Source organism: Streptomyces sp. NPDC051913, assembly GCF_044593635.1.
GTDB lineage: Bacteria > Actinomycetota > Actinomycetes > Streptomycetales > Streptomycetaceae > Streptomyces.
The window spans coordinates 689,981-714,005 of the sequence record NZ_JBIUCI010000003.1 but is presented as its reverse complement, the minus strand read 5'-3'; the positions used below and the strand labels follow the sequence as shown (position 1 = coordinate 714,005).

The 24,025-nt window shown below is 71.3% G+C and carries 20 protein-coding genes and 2 tRNA genes; 5 read left to right on the top strand and 17 right to left on the bottom strand.

Annotation, left to right across the window (positions count from 1 at the left end; genetic code table 11):
- Nucleotides 1-84 precede the first annotated feature (84 nt).
- From ACIHIX_RS12320 to ACIHIX_RS12285, 8 genes are all read right to left on the bottom strand, one after another.
- A complete protein-coding gene (locus tag ACIHIX_RS12320) occupies nt 85-1,566 on the bottom strand; it encodes an MFS transporter (RefSeq protein ID WP_399953598.1) in 1,482 nt (493 codons plus the stop codon).
- A gap of 106 nt (nt 1,567-1,672) precedes the next feature.
- Nucleotides 1,673-3,826 carry an ArnT family glycosyltransferase gene (locus ACIHIX_RS12315; RefSeq protein ID WP_399953595.1) on the bottom strand — a complete coding sequence of 718 codons (2,154 nt, stop codon included), beginning with the start codon at nt 3,824-3,826 and terminating at the stop codon, nt 1,673-1,675.
- On the bottom strand, nt 3,823-5,274 hold the full coding sequence (locus ACIHIX_RS12310) for a glycosyltransferase (RefSeq protein WP_399953594.1): 1,452 nt from the start codon (nt 5,272-5,274) through the stop codon (nt 3,823-3,825). The genes ACIHIX_RS12315 and ACIHIX_RS12310 overlap by 4 nt, the downstream gene beginning before the upstream one ends.
- A gap of 14 nt (nt 5,275-5,288) precedes the next feature.
- Nucleotides 5,289-6,914, bottom strand: a complete 1,626-nt coding sequence (locus tag ACIHIX_RS12305; RefSeq protein WP_399953591.1) for an ATP-binding protein — start codon at nt 6,912-6,914, stop codon at nt 5,289-5,291.
- The gene (locus ACIHIX_RS12300) at nt 6,911-7,651 is read right to left on the bottom strand and encodes a response regulator transcription factor (RefSeq protein ID WP_026179246.1); all 741 of its coding nucleotides are present in this window, start codon (nt 7,649-7,651) and stop codon (nt 6,911-6,913) included. The genes ACIHIX_RS12305 and ACIHIX_RS12300 overlap by 4 nt, the downstream gene beginning before the upstream one ends.
- Nucleotides 7,652-7,751: 100 nt before the next feature.
- Nucleotides 7,752-8,060 carry an antibiotic biosynthesis monooxygenase family protein gene (locus tag ACIHIX_RS12295; protein WP_399953588.1) on the bottom strand — a complete coding sequence of 103 codons (309 nt, stop codon included), beginning with the start codon at nt 8,058-8,060 and terminating at the stop codon, nt 7,752-7,754.
- Between the two features lie 167 nt (nt 8,061-8,227).
- Complete coding sequence (locus ACIHIX_RS12290) at nt 8,228-9,109, bottom strand: DUF2797 domain-containing protein (protein WP_399953585.1); 882 nt, start codon at nt 9,107-9,109, stop codon at nt 8,228-8,230.
- A gap of 39 nt (nt 9,110-9,148) precedes the next feature.
- Nucleotides 9,149-9,523, bottom strand: a complete 375-nt coding sequence (locus tag ACIHIX_RS12285) for an HGxxPAAW family protein (protein WP_399953582.1) — start codon at nt 9,521-9,523, stop codon at nt 9,149-9,151.
- Between the two features lie 59 nt (nt 9,524-9,582).
- Here ACIHIX_RS12285 and ACIHIX_RS12280 point away from each other — a divergent pair, with 59 nt between their 5' ends.
- Together ACIHIX_RS12280 and ACIHIX_RS12275 are read left to right on the top strand one after the other, a co-directional pair.
- Nucleotides 9,583-10,083 carry a MarR family transcriptional regulator gene (locus ACIHIX_RS12280; protein ID WP_399953578.1) on the top strand — a complete coding sequence of 167 codons (501 nt, stop codon included), beginning with the start codon at nt 9,583-9,585 and terminating at the stop codon, nt 10,081-10,083.
- A gap of 132 nt (nt 10,084-10,215) precedes the next feature.
- Nucleotides 10,216-10,722, top strand: coding sequence for a hypothetical protein (locus ACIHIX_RS12275; RefSeq protein ID WP_399953576.1), 507 nt, complete (start codon nt 10,216-10,218; stop codon nt 10,720-10,722).
- 7 nt (nt 10,723-10,729) lie between these two features.
- Here the strand turns inward: ACIHIX_RS12275 and ACIHIX_RS12270 are convergent, their stop codons facing one another.
- Complete coding sequence (locus ACIHIX_RS12270) at nt 10,730-12,013, bottom strand: hypothetical protein (RefSeq protein ID WP_399953573.1); 1,284 nt, start codon at nt 12,011-12,013, stop codon at nt 10,730-10,732.
- Between the two features lie 276 nt (nt 12,014-12,289).
- Between ACIHIX_RS12270 and ACIHIX_RS12265 the strand changes: the two genes are divergently transcribed.
- Nucleotides 12,290-12,469, top strand: a complete 180-nt coding sequence (locus ACIHIX_RS12265) for a hypothetical protein (protein ID WP_399953570.1) — start codon at nt 12,290-12,292, stop codon at nt 12,467-12,469.
- A gap of 21 nt (nt 12,470-12,490) precedes the next feature.
- Here the strand turns inward: ACIHIX_RS12265 and ACIHIX_RS12260 are convergent, their stop codons facing one another.
- From ACIHIX_RS12260 to ACIHIX_RS12250, 3 genes are all read right to left on the bottom strand, one after another.
- Entirely contained in the window at nt 12,491-13,165 is a 675-nt protein-coding gene (locus ACIHIX_RS12260) for a signal protein (protein ID WP_399953567.1), read from the bottom strand.
- Nucleotides 13,166-13,234: 69 nt separating this feature from the next.
- A tRNA-Arg gene (locus tag ACIHIX_RS12255) sits at nt 13,235-13,307 on the bottom strand.
- Nucleotides 13,308-13,495: 188 nt separating this feature from the next.
- Nucleotides 13,496-13,586 (bottom strand) — tRNA-Ser (locus ACIHIX_RS12250).
- A 172-nt stretch (nt 13,587-13,758) separates the two neighbouring features.
- Here ACIHIX_RS12250 and ACIHIX_RS12245 point away from each other — a divergent pair.
- Nucleotides 13,759-14,232 (top strand): SSI family serine proteinase inhibitor, encoded by a 474-nt coding sequence (locus ACIHIX_RS12245; RefSeq protein WP_399953565.1) that lies wholly within the window; start codon nt 13,759-13,761, stop codon nt 14,230-14,232.
- A gap of 303 nt (nt 14,233-14,535) precedes the next feature.
- Entirely contained in the window at nt 14,536-18,738 is a 4,203-nt protein-coding gene (locus ACIHIX_RS12240; RefSeq protein WP_399953562.1) for a PAS domain-containing protein, read from the top strand.
- 37 nt (nt 18,739-18,775) lie between these two features.
- On the opposite strand, the gene ACIHIX_RS12235 is transcribed toward ACIHIX_RS12240, so the two are convergent.
- The 5 genes from ACIHIX_RS12235 to ACIHIX_RS12215 all read right to left on the bottom strand — a co-directional run bounded on the left by ACIHIX_RS12235 (nt 18,776) and on the right by ACIHIX_RS12215 (nt 23,965).
- Nucleotides 18,776-20,452 (bottom strand): long-chain fatty acid--CoA ligase, encoded by a 1,677-nt coding sequence (locus tag ACIHIX_RS12235; protein WP_399953559.1) that lies wholly within the window; start codon nt 20,450-20,452, stop codon nt 18,776-18,778.
- Between the two features lie 172 nt (nt 20,453-20,624).
- Nucleotides 20,625-21,191 carry a SigE family RNA polymerase sigma factor gene (locus ACIHIX_RS12230; protein WP_399953556.1) on the bottom strand — a complete coding sequence of 189 codons (567 nt, stop codon included), beginning with the start codon at nt 21,189-21,191 and terminating at the stop codon, nt 20,625-20,627.
- Nucleotides 21,192-21,397: 206 nt separating this feature from the next.
- On the bottom strand, nt 21,398-22,564 hold the full coding sequence (locus ACIHIX_RS12225; RefSeq protein ID WP_399953553.1) for a lipid-transfer protein: 1,167 nt from the start codon (nt 22,562-22,564) through the stop codon (nt 21,398-21,400).
- A complete protein-coding gene (locus ACIHIX_RS12220; protein WP_399953550.1) occupies nt 22,561-23,004 on the bottom strand; it encodes a MaoC/PaaZ C-terminal domain-containing protein in 444 nt (147 codons plus the stop codon). Before ACIHIX_RS12220 ends, ACIHIX_RS12225 begins: the two co-directional genes overlap by 4 nt.
- Entirely contained in the window at nt 22,991-23,965 is a 975-nt protein-coding gene (locus tag ACIHIX_RS12215; RefSeq protein ID WP_399953548.1) for a bifunctional MaoC family dehydratase N-terminal/OB-fold nucleic acid binding domain-containing protein, read from the bottom strand. Before ACIHIX_RS12215 ends, ACIHIX_RS12220 begins: the two co-directional genes overlap by 14 nt.
- Nucleotides 23,966-24,025 lie beyond the last annotated feature (60 nt).

Sequence of the window (24,025 nt, the reverse complement as noted above, 5' to 3'; positions counted from 1 at the left end):
TAAACGCCCCTTCAGGGGCGCGGGGAACTGCGCGACCAGCCACAACAGACCCGCACTCGCGCACTCACCGCGCCCCCCGAGCTACTAGGCGCCCGCACCCCGCTCAGCCCGCCGCAACAAGGCAGCCGCGACCACGCCACCCGCCAACACCGCAACCGCCCCCACCAGCAAACTGCTTTCCAGCCCGGAAGAGAACGCCTCCGTAATACGCGCCCTCTCCGCAGCCGACCCCGCCTCGGCCAACGCCGCCGGCAACGACGACGCCGCCACAGAGACCAGCGCGGCGAACCGCGAACTCAACACAGCCCCCAGCACCGCAACCCCCAACCCCTGCCCGAACTCGGCAACGGTCCCATTGATCCCGGCCCCGATCCCCGCCTTCTCCGGCGGTATCGAGCTCATGATCGCGTGCGCCATCGCCGGATTGGCGACAGCCGCCCCCGCCCCGATGAGCAACAGCCCCACAAGCGTCCCCGCATAACCGCCGGAGGCCACCGCGGCGATGGACACCAGTCCGCCCGCCATCAGCGCCATCCCGAGTCCGATGGCGGCCGGGTTGCCCAGCCGCGTCGCCCACTTCGCCGCCAGCCCCGAGAAGTTGAGGACGACGATCGACAGGGCGAGCGGCGCGGTGCGCAGGCCCGCCTCCAGGGGGCCGTAGCCGAGGACGAACTGCATGTGCTGGGTGAGCAGGAAGAGCGAGCCGCCCATGCCGAAGGTGATGAGCACCGCGCCGGCGATGGCGCCCGTGAAGCGGCGGTCGCGGAAGAACTGGAGGTCGAGCATGGGGTGTTCGATCCGGCTCTCCCAGTACGCGAACCCGGCGAGGACGCCCACCGCGACGGCCGCCGTCAGCAGCACCCGACCCGAGGTCCAGCCGTGCTCCGGGCCGGAGATGATGGCGAAGACGAGGGACGCCATACCGATCGTCGACAGCAACGCGCCCAGCAGGTCAGGGCGGTCGCCGCGCGGGTTCTTGGACTCCGGGACCAGCGTCACGGCCGCCACCAACCCCACCGCCGCGACCGGCAGGTTGACCAGGAAGATCGCGCCCCACCAGAAGTGGTCCAGCATGAACCCGCCGAGCAGCGGGCCGCAGGCGAAGCCGAGCGCGTTGACGGCGGCCCAGACACCGATCGCCTTGGCGTGCTCCTCGGGCGCGAAGATCTGCATCACGACCGCGAGTGTCGTCGTCAGCAACAGCGCCCCGCCGACACCCATCCCGGCGCGCGCGGCGATCAACTGACCCGTGCTGTCCGCCAGTCCGGCGATCAGCGAACCGACACCGAACAGGCTCAGACCGGCGATCAGCATCTTCTTGCGGCCGTAGCGGTCGGCGGCGCTGCCCGCGGTGAGCAGCAGCCCGGACTGCACGAGCGAGTACGCGTTGATCATCCACTGGATGTCCGAGGTGGCCGCGCCCAGCTCACGGGTGAGCGAGGGGATCGCGACGTTCAGCACGGTGTTGTCGAGGACGACGGTCAGCTGGGCGAGACAGATGACACCGAGGATGAGCCAGCGCTGGGGGTGGCCCTGAGAGACGGTCACTGATGTGGGAGCGGACATGCTGTACACCGTAGAACGACTCCTATACAGCGTACAACGCGATTTCCCGCCGTACGGCGAAGAGGGCGGCGACCGCCGTGGTCGCCGCCCTCTCTCGTTCCCTGCGTCAGCTGCTCGCCTTCTGGGTCAGGTCGTAGAAGGTCGACGAACCCACCGTCACCTTCTTGAAGTTGGCCTCGACCCAGGAGGTGATCTGCGAGGACGTGCCGCTGCTGCTGCCGCCCATGCCGCCGCCGGAGCCGGACGAGATGAAGTAGTGGATCTTTCCGTCCTCGACGTACTGCTTGAACTGGGCCAGCGTCGGGGACGGGTCGGTGCCGTTGAAGCCGCCGATCGCCATCACCGGGTCACCGGTGGAGAGCTGGTAGCTCGCCGCGTTCTGGGCGCCGATGGCCGCCGCGACCCAGGTGTAGTCACCGGAGTCGGTCTCCAGGAGCTTCTTGGCCTCGTCGGAGACGGTCGCGCCGTTCAGCAGGCCGCCGACGCCACCGCCGCCGCCCATGCCGCCGCCCTCGCCTGTCTGACCGGCACCGGGGAAGCCGTTGCCCTGCTGGCTCTGGGAGTTGCCGTTGCTGTTGCCGTTCTGGCCGGGCATGCCGCCCCCCGGGAAGCCGTTGCCCTGCTGGCCGTTCTGCTGACCCTGCTGACCCTGCTGGCTGTTCTGGCCACCGCCCGGGAAGCCACCGCCTCCACCGGGGCCACCGCCCCGGCCACCGCCGCCGCCCATCATGCTCGCGCCGGCCGGACCGGCCGTCACGATGGAGCCGGTGTGGCCCTCCTGGAGAGTGCTGATGGTGTACGCGGTCGGACCGGCGAGGGAGGCCACCAGGCCCAGGGACGCCGCCGCGAGGGCGAGTTGGCGGCTGATCCGGCCGGCGAAGATCAGGCCGAGCGCGGCGACCAGACCGCCGACGAGGACCAGCCACTTCAGCCAGGGCAGGTAATCGGAGGTGCGGTTGAGGAGGACGTAGCTCCAGACCGCGGCCGCCACCACCGAGGCCGCCAGCGTGATCGACGCCCACATCTCGCCGCGCTTCTCCCACAGGAGCCCGGCGCCCATGCCGATCACGGCCGCCATGTAGGGGGCGAGGGCCACCGTGTAGTACTGGTGGAAGATGCCCGCCATGTAGCTGAAGACGACCATGGTGATGACCAGCGAGCCGCCCCAGACCAGGAACGAGGCGCGGGTGACGGAGGTCCTGCGGGCCTTGCGCGTCGCCCACAGGCCCGCGGCCAGCAGGATGAGGGCCGCCGGGAGCAGCCAGGAGATCTGGCCGCCGATCTCGGAGTTGAACATCCGGTCCCAGCCGGTCTCGCCCCACTGGCCACCGCTGTTGCCGCCACCGCCGCCGACGCTGCCGGTCTCCTCGCCGTTGAGGCGGCCGAGTCCGTTGTAGCCGAAGGTCAGTTCAAGGAAGGAGTTGTTCTGGGAGCCGCCGATGTAGGGGCGGGAGGAGGCCGGCCACAGTTCGACGATCGCGACCCACCAGCCGCCGGAGAGGATCAGCGCGCCGGTCGCGGCGGCCAGCTGGCCGAACCGCTTCTTCAGCGACACCGGCGCGCAGACCGCGTACACGATCGCGAGCGGCGGCAGGATCAGGAAGGCCTGGAGCGTCTTGGCGAGGAACGCGAAGCCGATCGCCACACCCGCCCACACCAGCCACCTGGTGCGGCCGTCCTCCACGGCCCGGACCACGAAATAGCAGGCCACGGCCATCAGCAGGGCCAGCATCGCGTCCGGGTTGTTGAACCGGAACATCAGCGCCGCGACGGGGGTGAGCGCGAGCGCGGCGCCCGCGATCAGACCGGCCGCGGGGCTGAAGCGGCGGCGCACGGAGGCGTAGACGACGGCGACCGAGCCGATGCCCATGAGGACCTCGGGCATCAGGATCGCCCAGGAGCTGAGGCCGAAGATCCTGACCGACAGGGCCATCGGCCACAGGGAGGCCGGGGGCTTGTCGACGGTGATCGCGTTGGCCGCGTCGAGCGAGCCGAAGAAGAACGCCTTCCAGGACTGGCTGCCCGCCTGGACGGCCGCGGAGTAGAAGGAGTTGGCGTAGCCGGAGGAGCTCAGGTTGTAGAAGTAGAGCACCGCCGTGGCCAGGAGCAGGCCCCAGAAGGCGGGGCGGGCCCAGCGGGGGTCCTCGGGACGGCCGCGCCAGAGTCTCCTGACGAACGGCTGCTTGGGCTCGCCGGCCCCGGGGGCGGGCGAGGCCGGGGGAGCCGTGGGCTCCTGCACGGCCGTACTGGTGATGGTCATCGGGCGTCCCTCGGGTCGGTGTCGGTCGGACGCACCGGCTGCAACTGCATGGTGGCGTCCCCCCAGGTGCGGTCCGCGGCTTCACCGGCGCGGAACTGGTCGTCGTACTCGTCGTACGTGAAGTGGTTGCCGCCCGCGCGCACCGGCAGCGGCGGGTGGAGAGGTGGTGCGGCGGGGGCGGGGGTGTGGCTCGCTACGACCGTCGACTCGCGGCGGTCGGAGAACACCCAGGCCCGGAAGAGCAGGAAGCGCAGCACGGTCGCGGCGAGGTTGGCGGCGATCAGGACCGCCAGCTCGGTGGAGTGCGCGGGGCTGCTGCTGGCCGCGTTGAGGGCGGCGAGCGAACCGCTGGTCAGGGCGAGGCCGATGCCGAAGACGACGAGGCCCTGCGCCTGGTGCCGGACGGCGCCGCCGCTGCCGCGCACCCCGAAGGTCAGCCGGCGGTTGGCCGCGGTGTTGGCGACGGCGGAGACCAGCAGCGCGAGCGCGTTGGCCACCTGCGAGCCGCCGAACTGCCGGAAGGCGCTGTAGAGCAGCAGATAGAAGAGCGTCGACAGCCCGCCGACGACACAGAACCCGACGAGCTGACGGGCCAGCCCCTTCGGTACGTCCTTGATCTCGCGGTCGCGCGGGTCGTCACCGAAGGGACGCGCGATCCGGTCCAGCGGCAGCGAGCCGGAGGCCAGCGCCTTGCCCACCCGCCACACCCCCTTCAGGTCCTCGGTCGCGGTCTTCACGATGTGGACGGTGGAGTCCGGGTCGTCGACCCAGTCGACGGGAACCTCATGGATCCTGAGCCCCGCGCGCTCGGCGATGACGAGCATCTCGGTGTCGAAGAACCAGCCGGTGTCCTCGACCATCGGCAGCAGCACCTGCGCCACATCACGCCGGATGGCCTTGAAGCCGCACTGCGCGTCCGAGAAGCGGGCCTGGAGCGAGCCGCGCAGGATGAGGTTGTACGAGCGGCTGATGAACTCCCGCTTGGGGCCGCGCACCACGCGTGAGGAGCGGGCGAGCCGGGACCCGATCGCCAGGTCGGAGTGGCCCGAGATCAGCGGGGCCACCAGCGGGAGCAGGGCGTTGAGGTCGGTGGACAGGTCCACGTCCATGTAGGCGAGGATCGGCGCGTCCGAGGCGGACCACACGGTGCGCAGGGCGCGACCGCGGCCCTTCTGCTCCAGTCGGAAGGCCCGGACCTCGGCGATCTCCGCCTCCAGCCGCTGGGACACCTGCGGGGTGGTGTCCGTCGACGCGTTGTCCGCGATCGTGATGCGGAACGCGTACGGGAAGGTGCGGGTGAGGTGCTCGTGCAGTCTCCGCACACACGGCTGGAGGTCCTTCTCCTCGTTGTAGACGGGGATCACTACGTCCAGGACAGGCGTACCGGCATCTGCGGCCGGGAGGTGCTCCCGCGCCGGCAGAGTGCCGGGAGAAGAGTCGGTTCGCATGACACCGACTGTGGTCAAGTGCCCTGTTGCACCCATGTGCTGGCACTGTGCTGTGCCTGTGAGTGCGATTGCCAGTTCGTTTCGGGCGCCGGGCGGGGGGTCGCGGGCGCGAGCGCGGGCAGATGAACCGTGAACACGGTCCGCCCCGGCACGCTGTCCACGGTCACGGCACCGCCGTGCGCGGTCGCCACGGCCTGCACGATGGCGAGCCCGAGCCCCGTCGACCCGGAGGCCCGGGACCGGGACGAGTCACCGCGCGCGAACCTCTCGAAGACATGCGGCAGCAGATCCGGCGGTATCCCCTGGCCGTTGTCCTCGACGTCCACACACATCCAGGGCCCGCGCCGCTGGATACGGGCGGTGATGGTGGTCCCCGGCTCGGTGTGCTTGCGGGCGTTTCCGAGCAGGTTGATGAGCACCTGCTGGAGGCGGGCGGCGTCGCCGGAGACGAGTGCGGGTTCGTCGGGCAGGTCCAGCCGCCAGTTGTGCTCCATGCCGGCGGCGCGGGTGTCGCTGATGGTGTCCACGACGAGGGGGATGAGGTCGGTCTGCTCGAACTGGAGCGGGCGCCCGGCGTCGAGCCGCGCGAGCAGCAACAGGTCTTCGACGAGCAACGTCATACGCCCCGCCTCGGACTCGATACGTCCGAGCGCGTGGCGGGTGTCGGGGCCGATCTGCTCTCTGCCGCGCCGGGTCAGTTCGGCGTAGCCGCGGATGGAGGCGAGGGGGGTTCTGAGTTCATGACTGGCGTCCGCGACGAACTGCCGTACCCGCATCTCGCTCTGCTGGCGCGAGTGCAGGGCGGCGTGGACGTGGTCCAGCATCCTGTTGAGCGCGACGCCCACCTTGCCGACCTCGGTGCTCGGATCGCACTCCGACTCCGGCACCCGCTCACTGAGGTTCACCTCGCCGGTGTGGAGGGGGAGTTCGGAGACCCGGGTCGCGGTCGCGGCGACGCGGCGCAGGGGGCGGGTGGCCACGCCGACGATGACGGTACCGGCGATACCGGCGGCGATGAGACCGGCGGCGGTGACGCTGGCTTCTACGGCTATGAGGGTGTTGAGGGTGTTGTTGACACCGGTGGTGGGAATGGCCACGTAGTAGCTGTTGCCGGCGCCGGTGCTCTTGAACACGACGCGGTACTCGCCGAGGCCGGGGAGGTCGACGGTGTGCTCGCCGTCGTCCTGGGAAACCTCGTTCAGCGCCGACTGCGCGGCCTCGCTGACGCTCTCGGCCTTCATCCCGCTGATGTCGGTGTTGTCCGCGTCCTTCTCACCGACCCGGGCATCGGTGATGCTGCCATTCACGACCTTGGCGATGATCGTGCCTTCCGGCTGCGGACCACGCTTGACGAAGTCGTCGAGGCTGAGACTGTTCGTCTGGGAGCTCTGGGGGACCGCGACGCCCTTGTCCCCCTCGCCGGGCGGCTTGCTGCCCATGTACACGCGCGCCGAGACATCACCCAGCTGCTTGTCCAACTGGTCGTACAGATGCGACCGCAACGCCAACGTCGTCACGGTCCCGATCACCGCACACACCACGGCGATCAGCACAACGGACGCGACGACGAGCCGCGCCCGCAGGGTACGCGGCTTGCCCAGTCGCTTCTTCTGCGGACGCTCCCGTCGTCGTCCGCTCATGACGCCGCGGGCTTGATCAGGTAACCGGCGCCGCGCCGGGTGTGGATCATCGGCTCGCGACCGGCGTCGATCTTGCGGCGCAGGTACGAGATGTAGAGCTCGACGACATTGGCCTGCCCCCCGAAGTCGTAGGACCACACGCGGTCGAGGATCTGCGCCTTGCTGAGCACCCGCCGGGGATTACGCATCAGGAAGCGGAGGAGTTCGAACTCGGTCGCGGTGAGGTGGATGCCCTCCCCGGCCCGCGAGACCTCGTGGCTGTCCTCGTCGAGGGTGAGGTCACCGACGACGAGCACGGAATCGGACCGCCGGTCGGCGGCACCGGAGCGCCGTATGAGTCCGCGCAGTCGAGCCACGACCTCCTCGAGGGAGAACGGCTTGGTGACGTAGTCGTCGCCCCCGGCGGTGAGTCCGGCGATACGGTCCTCGACGGCGTCCTTCGCGGTGAGGAAGAGGACGGGAACGTCCGGCAGCTCACGCCGCAGGCGGCCGAGAACGGTCAGCCCGTCCATGTCGGGCAGCATCATGTCGAGAACGACGGCGTCGGGCCGGAACTCCCGGGCGGTCTGGATGGCACCGGTGCCATCCCCCGCACTCCGGATCTGCCAGCCCTCATAACGAAGGGCCATGGACAGCAGTTCGGTGATCGACAGCTCGTCGTCCACCACAAGCACTCGGACGGGGCTCCCGTCCGGCCTCAGCAGTTCGGTGCGCCCCTGGGGCGAGGTCGTGGTCATGGTGGACACACTGTCTGCGCCCTCTGAGAGCACCCTTTCCGGAAGCTGTGATTTTCCTGAGAAACGCACAGGGACCTCTCAGGGAACCCCTGGGGAGGCCTCAGTCCGCGGCGTTCGACCGCTCGAACCCGCTGCTGTGCTCGACCTTCGCGATGTGCAGCGAGTACCGCTCGTACCAGTGTGCCCGGCCCCGCTCCTTGGCCTCCCGGTGTGCCGCGTGATCGCGCCACTGCTCGATGCCGGCCAGGTCCCGGAAGTAGGCCACGGTCACCGACAGCCCGCCCGGCGTCTGCGCCGAGTCCTCGCCGAGGAAGCCGGGGATCTCCTGGACCAGCTCACCCATGCGTTTCGCGGTGGCACCGTACCCACCGTCCCGCTCGGCCTCCTCGGTGCGCAGGGAGGTGAACACGGCTGCGTAATAGGGAGGTTGATGGGCAGGGACAGGCGCAAGGGAGTGATCGCTCATGTCCTCCACGGTCGGTCAGGGCGATGATCCGCGTCCAGCCTCCTTACCGAAAGGGATCCCGGCGGGATCCGACTCTTTACCTTCCGCTGCTGGGGCGCCCGCCCGGTCCGTCAGAACAACCCGTCCTGCACCCCCGTCTCCCTCCTGAACTCCCGCACCGGCACCGAAAGTTCCACCGCGGCCCCCTCCACCACCGGCACCAGCCCCCACCCGGTCATCAACCGCGTGTCGAGGACGACCACCCCGTCCCCGGTCTCCAGATGCAGATCCGGCCCGGCGGCGGCGACCAGCCGTCCGCCGACCACACCACCCGCGATCAGTTCGGTCACCGCGCCGACCGCGGCCGGCGCCCCCACGAGGCCGAACACCCCCACGTGGTCCACGGGCCGGAACGGCTCGGCCCGCAGCGACTCCGGCCAGCCGCCCAACGCCACCGCCCGCGCATGCAGTTCCGCGATCTCCGCCGCCCGCTCCCCCTCGGTCCCCGGCAACGCGGACCGCACCGCGCGCTTGTCGGCGTACGGAATCCGGTCGGGGACACGGAGAGCGGCCCGCAGCAGTTCCTCGCTCCGCCGCGCGGCCATGAGCGGACCGACGCCGAGCCAGCTGAAACAGACGGCCCCCTGCTCCAGCAACCGCGCGGAGCCCCGTTCCTCAGCGGTGATCCCGACCTTGACCATCCCGGGGCCGAACCACGCCAGATACACGTGGTACGGGCGCGGATCGTCCGCAATCGTGTCGGCGGCCACCGAGTGCGCCCGGTCGAGGCGCGCGCACTCCTCGCACCGCGCTCCCGTACTGCGCCCTGCCACGGGTGCCCGCACCGGACACGCGTGCCCCCGCGCCCCCACGCAGGTCCGCCCACCCCCGTCCGCGACCCCGAAGGCCACCCTTTTCCCCCAGGTCAGCGCGGAGCGCCGGCCCCCGTCCCACGTCAGCACAGGACCGTCCGCCGACCAGCGCAGCCCCGTGCACTTCCATGCCTGTGCCATCCCGATCGAGAGTAGGGGGCACCACTGACAACGGCCCGCTCAGCCACCGGCATCCACGGTGACGACCTCCGGCTCGGCAGCGGCGACCACCAGCGCCGCGGCTCGCCGCCCCCGCCCTGCCAACCGGCACCCCACACACCCCGGATGCCCGTCCCGCGCCGACAGGTCCCGCGTCCGCATCCCCCACTGCTCCCGCGGCCGGCGCCCCGGCGGCTTGCCCCAGCCCGCGAGATGCAGGGCCCAGGTGACCAGAAGCCCCAACAGCACCACGGCACCCCCGACCGCGAGCACCGGGACCGAGGCCGTGACCACCCCTAGGCCCAGGACCACACAACCAATCGTGGCCACGGCACATCCGGTCCACCCCGCGACCGTGTGCCCCTCGTCATACTGACTCACGTACCCACCCCACATCTCTCACGATCTAAGAAGTTCACACCATAAACCTCTCACGATCTAAGGTAATACGGAAGATGCCAGCCAAGCCCCGTCCCGCCGCCACCCCGGCCGAGGCGCTGTCGTCGATGGACTCCCTCATCGCGACGCACCTGCTCGGCCAGCAGGAAATGGCCCAGCGGCTGGGCCTGAACGTCACCGACCTGCTCTGCTTCGCCTGCGTCCTGAAGGCCGGCGAGAACCTGCTCACCGCGGGCGACCTCGCGGAGCACGCCCATGTCACGACGGGCGCGATGACCGGCATCCTCAACCGTCTGGAGCGCGGCGGCTTCATCACCCGCCGCCCCGACCCCGGCGACCGCCGCCGCGTCCGTGTCGCCGCCGTCCCGGCCGCGGTCACCCGTCTCACGGCCCTGTACGGCCCCTACTACGCCCGCCTCGACACCCTCTTCGCCGACTACTCCGCGGCCGAGATCGCCGTACTGAACGACTGGTTCACCCGGACGACAGGGCTCGCCCTGGAGTACGTCGAGGAGCTGCGGAGCCAGGACGCGCAGGCGGCTGAGCAGGGCAAGTAGGGGGCGGCGGAGGGGGGATGGTGGAGCTGGCCCCACCCTCGTTCCGGGAGGGCACACCATCGTTTCGCGCGGCGGACGGGGAGATCGTGGAGCACGTCAGCAGCTCCTCGACCGCCCCGGAAGGACACCACCATGGAGACGCACCGCGCGGAACGCACGGACGCGAAGCCCGAGGTGGGTCCGCTCGCCTCCTTCGTCCGGTTCGTGGTGTGCGGCGGAGGCGTCGGACTGCTGTCGAGCGCGGCGGTCCCGCTGCTGGCGCTGCTGATGCCCTGGGCGGCCGCCAACGCCGTGATCACGGTGGCGTCCACGATCCTGTGCACCGAACTGCACGCCCTGTTCACCTTCGGCACCGGCCGCCGCGCGGGCCTGCGCCGCCATCTGCAGTCGGCGGGCTCCGCGACGGCGGCCTACGTGGTGACCTGCGCCGCGATGTTCCTTCTGCACTCCGTGCAGTCCTCGCCGGGCCTGGCCTGGGAGCAGGCCGTCTATCTGGGCGCCTCCGGCCTCGCCGGCATCGGCCGCTTCCTGGTGCTGCGGCTGTGCGTCTTCGCCGGCACCCGCGGGGAGACGGCGACCGTACGGCCCCTGCCGGCCGCCGCCCGCCTCCACCACGGCGACCTCCAGCTCGCCCGGTAGAGGGCGGCTACGAGCCGTCCGCCCGCACCGCGTACACGTACCGCAGACCGTCGTACTCGCTGACGTTCCAGATCACCGACTCGCTGTACGACCAGCCGGACGCCCCGCTGCTGTGGAAGCTCAGGTCCTCGCAGCCGACGGCGAGGTCGGCGACGGTGGTGGCGGTGGACGCGCCGGAGGTGAAGGTGCGCAGGGCGCCCTTGGTGGACGGGCCAGCGCTCACCGAGAGGTAGTGCTTGGTGTTGCGGGAGACGAGGCCCTGGATCTTCTTCTGGGCGACGGTCACGGCCTCGGTCGCGGTGAGCGAACCCGGGTGCCGGTCGGTGTAGTCGAGCTGCCAGCGGACGACATGGGGCGTCGTCTCGGCGGGAGCGCCGGTGCCGTTGAAGGTGTGACCGGGGTCGTTGTAGGAGACCACGCCGTCCAGGGAGTACTCGCCGATCACCAGGCTGTCGGGGGTGCTGGCGCGGTCGAGGCCGATCGCCGAGTAGCGCAGATACGTTCCGGCGTTGTCGTAGGCGTAGCTCTGCGGAAGGACGTACTGGTAGCCGTACCCGTAGTACTTGCCGTCGGTGTGCAGACCGCAGACGTCCTTCTCCGCGGTCTCGACGGTGAACAGGGTGTTGAGGTCGAAGATCCGCAGACCCTTGTAGGTGTCGACGACGTAGAGCAGGTTGCCGTACCACATGATGCCGCCGGCGTGCTTCTGGACGGGCGCGAAGGAGGAGGCGCCCGAGGCCGTGCGTACCGGCTCGACGAGCAGTACGTGCCGATAGGTGGGCGCGGCGGGGGTGTTGTAGTCGACGAAGGTCAGGCGCATGCCCTTGTCGATGGCGTACTCGTCGCCCGGGGTGTCGGGGTCGGTGTCGGTCTCGAAGTACCAGGAGACGAGGACGACCTTGTCGCCGCCGCTGTCCGGGTAGCGGCCGTTGCCGTAGGCGTCGGCGCTGGTGGTGACGCCCTGGGGTATCCAGTACGGGACGTCCTGGTCGGCGGGGTCCCACGCGAAGCCGGTCTGGAAGGCCTCGGCGGTGCTGGGTGCGCTGCTCAGCGGGTCGGCGTCGCGGTTGGCGGTGGCTATGACGGTGGTGGCGTCCACCTTGGTCAGCCGCGCCGCCAACCCGGCCGTCAGGGCGGCGAATTCACCGTGCTCGTTGGAGGTGCGGCCGACCAGGGAGTACTGGTTCGCGGCGACGGTCGCCGCGTCGGCGGGCGCGGCGGCGAGGACGTTCGCGGCCGCACCGGCGAGGGGTGCGGCGGCCATGCCGCGCAGGATCGTTCTTCTCGTCATGGTCATGACGTGAAAAACTAGGCGCATTCGAACATGCGACACAAGCGCAAATGTTCGCTTCAACAGGCGGGAGTGACACGGCACTTGGGACGCCGTCGCCCCGCCACGGGGCAGCCGCACCTGACGGGTGGGGCTGGCCACACCCCCGGCCCGGTAGGCGACTCCATGGTTCCGCGAGGGGGCTCGCGGCATGGTGGAAGCCAGAGGTTTTCAACGGCCTCCAGAGGAAACGGGTCCCGCCCCAGAGGCTCGACCCCTCACCGGAAGGAAGCTCCCATGAACACCCAGCCCCACACGCCGTTTCCCGCCGACGACAGCGAACTCGCCCCGCTGCTCACCGCCTGGGACCAGGCCCACCCGGCCGCCGCCGACCCCGAGTGGCGCCACCTGCTGGACGAACTCGCCCACCCGCACACGATCGAGGCCTTCCACCGGCTGGCCGGGGCGGCGGCCTGAACTCGCGTACCCGGCCTCCGACTACGAGGCGGCGGCCACGGTCAGCGTGTAGTCGACCCCCGTCGCGAAGTCCCCGGCGGTGCCACGGATCTTCAGCGAGTGCACACCGCTCTTGAGAGCGGGCAGTTGGACCCACAGTCCGCAGCCCGTGCCCTCGAACGTCTGGTCGGTGCCGGTGACGGGATTGCTCGCGACGCCCTCCACGGTCACGGCGTCCTCGCGATAGACGTCCGCCTTGACCTTCTTGCCGTCCAGGACCGCCGATCCGTCGATGCCGTCCATGAACAGCGCGCAGTCGTCGAGCCCGCCGATCCGGTTCACGAGGGGGAAGGCGACCGGCACGCCCGCGGGCACCGGGCAGCTCCGCTCGGCCCGCGTACCGAAGGTGCCGGCCAGGAACCACACGTCCTTCGGCTGGTTCCGCGCACAGTCACCGCCGTCCTCGTCGGCGACCGGGTTGGTCGACTCGGGCTCCGAAGCCGCCCAGGACCACCAGCGGCTCTGCAGCACATCGGGGGCGAGACGCCCCTGCTCCGCCGAGGACACGGACGCGGACCCGGACGCGGATACGGACGCGGACGCCGACTCCGGCGTCTCTCCGGCCTCCTCGCCTCCGTCGTCACGACCGCACCCCACCAGCACGGCCGCCAGCCCCACCACCACGAGCCCCGCTCTGCCGCCGCCCCTGACCTTCATCGCGCTCTCCCTCCCCGCAACATGACGAAACGCGAAAGGCCCCGGATCTCTCCGGGGCCTCTCTCGATGTGCACTCGGCAGGATTCGAACCTGCAACCTTCTGATCCGTAGTCAGATGCTCTATCCGTTAAGCTACGAGTGCTTGTTCTGTTTTCCCGCCGTTCCTTGCCCTTCCGGGCCGCTCGCGGCGACAGGAAGAACATTACATGACTGCCGCCGCCATGTGAAATCCGTTTGCCGCACCCCTTGTGACCTGCGAAAACGCCATGCGAGGCCCCTTCTGACAACAACGAAGCCCCGGTCCGAGGACCGGGGCTTCGTGATCAAGCGCGGAGGCGGAGGGATTTGAACCCTCGATGGGATTTAAGTCCCAAACCGCATTAGCAGTGCGGCGCCATAGACCGGACTAGGCGACGCCTCCAGCACAGCCGCCCGCGCGAGCGCGAGTGGTGCGTGCAGATGATGACACAGTCGAGCGTGGTGTCACCAATCGCCTCCCACGGTACTAGGCAGGCGGGCCGCAGGGCAAAGCTCTTCATCGCGGTCGACGGGCCGTGGCGCAACCGGCCGGGGCGGGCGGCGTTAGTCAGGTCATGTCCCTGTTCCGGAAGTCCCGCGCCCCGCTCGCCCGGCTGCTCGTCGCCGGCGCCTCCTCCCTCGTCGCCGTCGGCTCCCTCGCCGCCGCGCCCGCCGCCGCCCTCGACCTGATGCCGCCGCCCGCCCGCGACGACCTCGGCACCGGCGACCACCTCACCGTCACCGTCAGGAACGCCGGCCACGGCGAGGACGGGACCTTCGAGCTGTACTGCCATCCCGGTGGCGGCACCCACCCCGACGCCGACCGGGCCTGCGCCGCGCTCGACCGCGGCACCCGCTGGGGGAAGGACGCCTTCGCCCCCGTACCCGACGACAGCGTCTGCACCATGCAGTACGGCGGCCCCGCCACCGCGCATGTCACGGGGACCTGGGCCGGGCGTCCCGTCGAGGCGACGTACGACCGCAGCAACGGGTGCGAGATCGGGCGGTGGGACCGGATGGTGCCGGTGCTGCCCGACCCGCGGTCCTGAAGCGTCCGGCGGCCCCATAGGTGCCACGGCGGTCCGCGACCCCGTGCACCCGTCGTGTCCGCACAGGCATTTCATGGCGGATTCAGCGAGGGCGCGAACGAACCGCGAAGGTCGCGGGGGACGAAGGAAGAGGTCGCGGGAGGCGGTCACACGTTCTACGTCACTTCGTCGTGCGACCTCCCTCTCATCCGGGGCCGCGCGCGCAACCGCAGCCCTTAGACTCCCTCGCGTGACACGCTGCGGGACGGTTGGCAAGATGGCCCGAGCGGTCGGCAAGATGCGGTAACAGGGAGGAAGCGTCTCGTGAGCAGCAGGCCATCCCGAGGCGCTGCTCGCCTCGCAGCCATACTCGACGCGCTGCCCGATGCGTTGGTGCTGGTCAACGCCAACGGGACCGTCGTGAACGCCAACACCATCGCGCTCGAGGCATTCGAGACGCCGGGTACGGCCTTGGTCGGGCGCGGGCTGCTCGATCTGCTGCCCGAGTTCGACTCCAAGCTGATCCCGGGCTCCATGCGGCGGCCCGATCACATGGATCCGGCGGGGCGGACCAAGCCGACCCGGATGATCGCGCGCCGGACCGACGGGGTCGAGTTCCCCGTCGAGGTCACCAGCGCCAATCTGGAGAACGGCCAGCAGGCCTACGACAGCTACGGCTACAGCGGCGACGAACTGCTGATGCTCGTCGTACGCGACCTCACCGGCACCGTCGACACCGAGGCCGAGCTGGCGCGTTCCCAGCGGCAGACCGAGATGATCCTGCGGGCCGCGTCGGAGGGCGTGGTCGGCACCGACACCGACGGGCGGATCGTCCTCGTCAACCCGGCCGCCGCGCAGATACTGGGCTACCGGGCCAGCGACCTCGGCGGACGCGAGCTGCACGAGCTGATGCTGCACTCCCGCGCCGACGGCACACCCTTCCCCTACGAGGAGTCCCCGCTCGCCGACACCCTGCGCTCCGGGCGCAAGCACCGGGTGCGCGGGCAGGTGGTGTGGTCGAAGAAGGGCGAGAAGGTCTCCGTCGACCTGACGACCGCGCCGGTGCGCGACGGCGACCAGCTCGTCGGCGCCGTCATGACCTTCACCGACCGGCGGCCCTACGACACGCTCGCCGAGGAGAAGGCCACCGTCGAGAAGCAGCACGCGGACGAGCTGGACCGGCTCTCCGAGGAGCACGCCTCCGAACTCACCGCGCTGCGCCAGAAGCACGTCACCGAGGTCGAGGAGCTCCAGGAGCGGCACGCGGAGGAACTCGCCGCCGGCGAGGAGCGGTACGCCGCCCTGGGCGAACGGGAGAAGGACCGGTACGAGGCGCTCGCCGGCCGGCACGAGCAGCTGCTGACGCTGCTCGGCGCCTCGCTGCGCGGCCCCCTCGACGAACTCCGCCGCGAACTGGCCGCCCTCGCGGCGGACGACGCCGGGCAGTTGTGGCCCGAGGCCAACCAGGTCCTCCACCATCTGTCCGCCGGGTACTCGCGGATCACCCAGCTCATCGACAACGTCCTCGCCTACCAGCGGCTCGACGCGGGCACCGACGGCGTCACCCGGACGAAGGTGATGCTCGACGCCGTCGTCGCGGCGGGTGTGGAAGGCGCTGTCGAACTCGTCGGGCCCGGACGCGTGCAGTTCGCCGTGCACGCGCCGCCCATCGAGGCCGAGGTCGACCACCAGTTGCTCGCCCGCGCCCTCGCCCACCTCGTGGCCGATGTCGCCGGTGTCGACGCGACCGGCAACGCGCCCGTCTCGGCGGGCGGTTACATGGACAACACGGTCGTGGTCGCCGCCGCCCAGCGCGGCGAGGTCGTACGGATCGAGGTGCGCGGCCCGTACGCCGGGGGAGACCCGGTGCACGAGCCGATCGTGCGGGGGATCGTGCGGGCGCACGGCGGTGTGCTCCAGACGCATGAGGTGCCGGGGATGAGCGGCAGCGCCTACGTCCTCGAAGTGCCGATCGGGGGTGGCGCGGGCGCGGTCCCGGCCGACCCCTCCGCCTCCGGTCCGGCCGCGCTGGAGGCCGCTCCGGAGACCACCGACGCGGGTGGACGACGCCGGGCGCGGCGGTCGTCCGTCGACGCGTTCCTGGAGAGCGAGGACCTGCCCGCCGACTCCGACGGCTCCGCCGAGGGCCCGGGTGAGGGCGGTGGCGAGAACGGTGGCGGCACCGCTCCGACCGGGCGCCGCAGGAGGCGTACGGCGCAGGAGGCGGCGCCGGTCGCGACGCAGACGGGCGTGGAGCCCGGGGACGCGTCGGGTACCGCGCCGGCGTCCGGCGGTACCGGGCGACGGCGGGGGCGACCTGCCGAGATCGCCGGTGGTGACGGGGCCGCGGCTGCCGTCGCCGACGCCGGTGTCTCCGAGGGTGCCGTCATGACCGCCGCCGAGCATGCCGCGGGTACCGCGGCCGTGGGCAGTGGGCTGGGCGGGACCGTTCCGCCGCAGGGAGTGCCGTCGCAGGGAGTGCCCGCGCAGCATGCGTTGCCACCCGCGTTGCCCGCGGTGGCGTCCGGGGACGGGGGCGAGGGTCAGCCGACCGGGCGTCGGCGGCGTGCGCTGGCCGCCGCGAACGAGCGTGCGGCCGCGCAGGAGGCGGGGCCGCGTGCGGTGTTCGCCCTGCCGCCCGCGGAGGCGGACCGGGGGCCGGAGAGTGCTGGTGCCGGGGTGTCGGGGCAGGGGGCCGCCGCGCCTTCTCAGGCTCCCGTTCCCGTGCAGCAGGCCCCGGTTCAAGCCCCTGTGCAAGCCCCGGCTCAGGCCGCCGTGCCACCGCAGGCGTCCGGCGCCCAGGTCGCCGTACACGTTCCCGGGCAGGCCGTGCCCGCGGCCGGGTTCGTCGACGACGGGCGGCACGACGCGGTGCCGCACGACCAGGCCGAGGACCACACTCCGCCGCAGCCGCACCCCGCGAGCGCGCCGACGGGTCGGCGTCGCCGGGCCGTGGGTCAGCCCGCGGAGGCCGCCGGGGCGCCCGCGCCGGGGGTTCCGGTACCGCAGCAGGTGGCCGCGGGGCAGGGCGTCCAGGTGACGGCGGCTCCGGACCCGTCGGTTCCGGCTCAGCCGGTGCCGGCGCAGGGCGTTGCCCCTGGCGTGTCGGTGCCGGCCCAGAACGCCACCGGCCAGGCCGCGTTGCCCGCCCAGGCCCAGGCCCCGGCTCCGGCGCCGACCGCGGCCGTCGCTCCCGCGCAGCCGCTTCCGGCCGAGGCCGCACCGCAGCCCTGGCCCGCCGACGCCGCCGACGGCACGGCCGGTGCCGAGGTCGCCGCGCAGTCCGCCGGTACTCCGGCGCCCGGGACGCCGTTGCCGCCCGAGGCCGTCGCCGGTACGGCTCCGGCGCCGTCGCGTACCGCTCAGCCGTTGCCCGCCGAGGCGGCCGCGCCCGTCGACCCGAACTCCACGCAGGGGCGGGCGATCAGCGTGCGGACCCTGGGACAGGGCGTGCCGTTCACCCGGCAGGCCGCCCAGGTGCAGCAGCCGCAGACGTCGGCGACGCCCGCACCGCATCAGCCGGGAGGTTCCGGCCGACGCCGCAAGCTCGGTACCCCGCCCGACCCGGCCGCGGGCCGTCCGCACCCCACCGCGGAGGCCCCCGCGCCCGCACCGGCGCCCGCGGTACCGCAGCCCTCGCTCGCCGGACAGTCGCGGCTCGCGCAGATGACCGAGGGCACCGGACGGTCGTACGCCATAGGAGCGCCGGACGAGAACGCCGCCGAGGGTCCCGAGCCGCTGGACGGGCCGGGCGGGGCGGTGGAGGTCGCCGATCCGCCGCGACCGCAGCCGATGGACGACGAACTGCCGCCGGAGCCGCTGGACAACCCCCGTCGGCTGCTGGTGTGGCCCGCGCCGGACGTGACGACCCAGCAGGCGCTGAGCGACCGCGGGTACCGGCCGGTCATCGTGCACTCGCGCGAGGAGGTCGACGCGCAGATCGCCGCCTTCCCGGCCGCGCTGTTCGTCGACCCGCTGACCGGGCCGATCACGCGGACGGCGCTCCAGTCGCTGCGGGAGGCCGCCGTCACCGCGCAGGTGCCGGTGATGGTGACCGCGGGGCTCGGACAGGCGACACGTGAGGCGGCGTACGGCGCCGATCCCGCCGTACTCCTGAAGGCGCTCGCGCCCCGGGACAGCGAGCAGCATCCGCCGCGGGTGCTGCTGATCGAGGAGCACGCCGAGATCGCCCTCGCCCTGACGGCGACGCTGGAGCGGCGGGGGATGCAGGTGGCGCGGGCCGCGAGCGACGCCGACGCGGTGGCGCTGGCGGGGCAGTTCCGGCCGAACCTGGTGGTGATGGACCTGTTGCAGGTGCATCGGCGGCAGGCCGGGATCGTGGACTGGCTGCGGGCGAACGGGCAGCTCAACCGCACCCCGCTCGTCGTCTACACCGCCGCCGTCGACCAGGCGGACCTGCCGCGGCTGGCGTCCGGGGAGACGGTGCTGTTCCTGGCGGAGCGGTCGACCAGTGCCGAGGTGCAGGCGCGGATCGTGGACCTGCTGGCACGGATCGGCACCAACTGATCCGCCTTGCGGGCCAGTTGGTGCCGACAGGGGTTTTCTAGAGCTTGGTGACGTCCAGGGTGCCCTCCGCGTACTGCTTGCGGATCACCTTCTTGTCGAACTTGCCCACGCTCGTCTTCGGCACCGACTCGATGATCGTCCAGCGCTCCGGGAGCTGCCACTTGGCGATGTGGCCCTCGTCGGCGAGGAAGGCACGGAGCGTCTCGAAGGTCGCGGCGGAGCCCTCGCGCAGGACGACGGTGGCCAGCGGGCGCTCGCCCCACTTCTCGTCGGGGACGGCCACCACGGCGGCCTCGGTGACGTCCGGGTGGGACATCAGCGCGTTCTCCAGCTCCACCGAGGAGATCCACTCGCCGCCGGACTTGATGACGTCCTTGGCGCGGTCGGTGAGGGTGAGGAAGCCGTCGGGGGAGATGGTGCCGACGTCGCCCGTCTTCAGCCAGCCGTCCTCGCTGAACTTGTCGGCGGGGCGCAGGGGTTCGGCGTCCGGGCCGTTGTAGTACGCGCCCGCGATCCAGTTGCCGCGGACCTCCAGCTCACCGGCCGACTCGCCGTCCCAGGGCAGGCGCTCGCCGCCGGGGCCGGTGAGTCGGGCCTCGACACCGGCCGGGAAACGGCCCTGGGTGAGCCGGTACGCGAACTCCTCCGGCGTGCCCACCGCGTGGGCCGGCGGGCGGGCGATGGTGCCGAGCGGGGAGGTCTCCGTCATGCCCCAGGCGTGACAGACCCGCATGCCCAGTTTGTCGAACGCCTCCATGAGCGAGGGCGGACAGGCGGAGCCGCCGATGGTGACCTGACCGAGGGAGGACACGTCCCGCGGCTTGGCGGTCAGCTCGGCGAGCAGCCCCTGCCAGATGGTGGGTACGGCGGCCGCGTGGGTCGGCTTCTCGCGTTCGATCATCTCGGCGAGCGGCGCGGGCTGCAGGAACCGGTCCGGCATCAGCAGGTTCACGCCGGTCATGAAGGTGGCGTGCGGCAGACCCCAGGCGTTCACGTGGAACTGGGGCACGACGACGAGCGAGGTGTCCTGGTCCGTCAGCCCCATCGACTGGGCCATGTTGACCTGCATGGAGTGCAGGTAGATCGAACGGTGGCTGTACACCACGCCCTTGGGGTCGCCCGTGGTGCCGGAGGTGTAGCACATGGCGGCGGCCTGGCGTTCGTCCAGCTCCGGCCAGTCGTAGGTCGTCGGCTTGGTGGCGATCAGCTCCTCGTACTCGTGCACGCGCACGTGGGAGCCGTCGAGGAGGGAACGGTCGCCGGGGCCGGTCACGACCACGTGCTCCACCGTCTTCAGGTGCGGGAGCAGCGGGGCGAGCAGCGGCAGCAGCGAGCCGTTGGCGATGACCACCCGGTCGGCCGCGTGGTTGACGATCCACACCAGCTGCTCGGCCGGGAGCCGGAGGTTCAGCGTGTGCAGGATCGCGCCCATGGAGGGGATCGCGAAGTAGGCCTCGACATGCTCGGCGTTGTTCCAGGCGAGTGTCGCGACCCGCTCGTCGGCGGCGACGCCCAGGTCGTCATGGAGCGCGTGCGCCAGCTGGGCCGCTCGGGTGCCGATCTCGGCGAAAGAGCGACGGTGCGGCTCGCTCTCACCGGTCCAGGTGGTCACCTGTGATGCCCCGTGGATCGTCGACCCATGGGTCAGGATCCTTGAGATCAGCAGCGGTACGTCCTGCATGGTGCTCAGCACGGCGTCCTCCCGGGGCGACATTGCCTACGCGGTAGTAAGGGTTGCGCTGATTCTGCTCACATACCGCTTGGTATGTCACTAGGCCGCGGTGATCGATCACGTCACGTTGCGTTCACAGCGGGGGGCGGGTACCGGGGAGGCCGGCACCGAGGAGAGCCCGCGCCGGCACCGAGGGGAGTCCGCCGCGAGCCCGCTATCGCACCAGGCCCAGCTCCGGGTCCTCGCGCAGCTTGCCCAGCGCCCGCGACACCGCCGACTTCACGGTCCCCACCGACACCCCGAGCACCTCCGCCGTCTGCACCTCGCTCAGATCCTCGTAATACCTGAGGACGACCATCGCCCGCTGCCGGGCCGGCAGCTTCATGATCGCCCGCCACATCGCGTCGTGCAGCGCCTGCTGCTCGGCCGGGTCGTCCCCGCCGGGCAGCGGCTCGGGCTCCGGGATCTCGTCCGTCGCGAACTCGTCCACCTTGCGCTTGCGCCACTGCGAGGTGCGCGTGTTCAGCAGTGCCCGGCGCACATAGCCGTCCAGCGCCCGGTGGTCCTCGATCCGCTCCCAGGCGACGTACGTCTTGGTGAGCGCGGTCTGCAGCAGGTCCTCCGCGTCGCTCGGGTTCGCGGTCAGCGACCGGGCGGTACGCAGCAGCACCGGCTGGCGTGCCTTCACGTACGACGAGAAGGAGGGGTACGTCACATGCGGGCGGGTCTGCCTCGCCGGTACTGCGGCGTCCGAAGCGCTGGTGCAGACGGGTGTGGTCATGGCTCCACGCTAGGAGCGAGGGGGCCTCCCGCTCATCGGCCGCAGGTCCCGAAGACGACTCCGCCTCAGGTTGTAGGGGTGGGGGTGGCTCCACCTCCTGAGGGTGGACGAAGGCCCGGGGACTACTGCGGGATGACCCCTGAGGGTCGTCCACCGGAGGCGGTCGCCGAAGGCGATCGGAGGCATCCGAGCGGATCCGGCCGGGGTCATCCGTCCGCCGTGAGCACCAGCCCCGACGTCGGCACTCCCGTCCCCGCCGTCACCAGGACCCGGCGGGCCGAGGGTATGGGGTTCACGGCCGTCCCCCTGATCTGACGCACTCCCTCCGCCATTCCGTTCATCCCGTGCAGATACGCCTCCCCCAGTTGTCCCCCGTGGGTGTTCAGCGGCAGGCGCCCCTCGGCCACGAAGTCCGCCGCCTCCCCCTTCCCGCAGAACCCGAACTCCTCCAGCTGCATCAGCACGAACGGTGTGAAGTGGTCGTACAGGATCCCCACGTCGATGTCGGCCGGGGTGAGCCCCGACGTCCGCCACAGCTGGCGGGCCACCACTCCCATCTCCGGCAGGCCGGCCAGGTCGTCGCGGTAGAAGCTGGTCATCTGCTCCTGGGCCCGGCCCGCCCCCTGAGCTGCGGCTGCCACGACGGCGGGCGGATTCGGCAGGTCCCGCGCCCGCTCCAGCGAGGTGACGACCAGCGCCTGGCCTCCGTCCGTCTCCTGACAGCAGTCGAGGAGGCGGAGCGGCTCCACGATCCAGCGCGAGGCGGCGTGCTCGGCGAGGGTGATGGGGCGGCCGTGGAAGTAGGCCGCCGGGTTGGTCGCCGCGTGTCTGCGCGCCGTGACGGCCACCTGCCCGAAGGCCTCCGGGGTCAGGCCGTACAGGTGCAGATAGCGCTGGGCCGCCATCGCCACCCAGGACGCCGGGGTGAGCAGCCCGAACGGCAGGGACCAGCCGAGCGCGACCCCCTCCGCCGACGGCTCCCGGTGCTGCACCCCGGAGCCGAAGCGACGCCCCGAGCGTTCGTTGAAGGCGCGGTAGCAGACCACCACCTCCGCGACGCCCGTCGCCACCGCCAGCGCCGCCTGCTGGACGGTCGCGCAGGCCGCGCCGCCGCCGTAGTGGACGCGGGAGAAGAAGGACAGCTCACCGATGCCGCAGGCCTGGGCGACCGTGATCTCGGGGCTGGTGTCCATCGTGAACGTCACCATCCCGTCCACGTCGGCGGGCGTCAGCCCGGCGTCCTCCAGCGCCGCCCGCACGGCCTCGGCGGCCAGGCTCAGCTCGCTGCGCCCGGATTTCTTGGAGAACTCCGTGGCCCCGACACCGACGATCGCCGCCCGCCCGCCGAGGGAGTCCCGCGTCCGCACGCTCATCCGGCACCTCCCGCGGGGGCGGTCGCTTCCGAGGGCGCGTCCGCTGCCGAGGGGACCGTGACCGTCACCGTCCCCGTGACGTGTCTGCCGATGCCGTTGTCCCCGGTCACGCGGACCGTCGCCGTGTCGCCGTCCGCCTCCTCGGTGACCTCCTCGACCACGCCTCTCAACACCATCGTGTCTCCTGGGTAGTTGGGGGCGCCCAGCCGGATGGCCACGCGGCGCAGGACGGCCGTCGCTCCGAAGTGGTCGGTGATGTAGCGGCCGACCAGGCCGTTGGTGGTCAGGATGTTCATGAAGATGTCGGGGGAGCCCTTCTGCCGGGCCAGCTCGGCGTCGTGGTGGACGTCCTGGTAGTCGCGGGAGGCGATGGCCCCGGCGACGACGAGCGTGCGGGTCACCGGGATCTCCAACGGCGGCAGTTGCTCACCGGGCCGCACGGGAGCCTCCCCCGACGGCGACGCGTTCTTCCTCGGCCCGGAAGACCGGCAGCACCAACTCCTCGTCGTACGCCTTGAATTCGAGCCTCACCGGCATACCGATCCGCACCTCTTCGTACGGCACCCCGATCACGTTGCTGATCATTCGCACGCCTTCCGTGAGCTCTATCAGCGCGACCGCGTAAGGAGGGTCGAAGGCCGGGAAGGGCGGGTGATGCATGACGACGTACGAGTGGACCTGTCCCGTACCGCTCGCCTCGACCGTGTCCCACCCCGGGTGTCCGCAGGTGGCGCAGCCGGGCAGCCAGGGGTGGCGCAGGGTGGAGCAGCCGGTGCAGCGCTGGATCAGGAGTCGGCGCTCGCGGACGCCCTCCCAGAAGCCGGCGTTGTCACGGTTGACGACGGGGCGTGGACGCGGGGGCTTCTCCCGCTCGGGTTCCTCTCGCGGTGGGCCCTCCCTCCGATGCGCCGGTGCGTACTTGAGGATGCGGAAGCGGTGAGTGCCGACCAGGTCGGGGCCGACGTGGAGGTCCATGCGGGTCGTGACGAAGTAGCCCGTGCCGAGTTTTGTCGTCTTGCGGTCCGACACGGACTCGATGACCGCGTCGAACGTGATCTCGTCACCGGGGCGCAGGGGGCGGGCGTACTCCTGCTCGCAGTCCGTGGCGACGACCGAGGTGCAGCCCGACTCGTCGAGCAGGGTGAGCAGTTCGTCGTACGCCGAGGAGCGGGCCGTGTGACCGGAGAGGCCGCCCATCGTCCACGCCTGGAGCATGGTGGGGGGCGCTATGGCGTCGGGGCCGGTGTACGCCGGGTTGGTGTCGCCCATGGCCTCGCACCAGTGCCGGATCATCGGCGCGTTGACAGGGTCCTTCCCGGCGGCGGAGACGGCGGCGGTCCGGCCCTCGTACGCCTTCAGTCGCCTGCCCAACTCGTCACTCACCCGCGGCTCGTGCGCCATGAACCTCAGCCTCCTCCTCTGCCTTCCTGTGTCTTCCTCTGTCTCGCTCTGTCTCGCTCT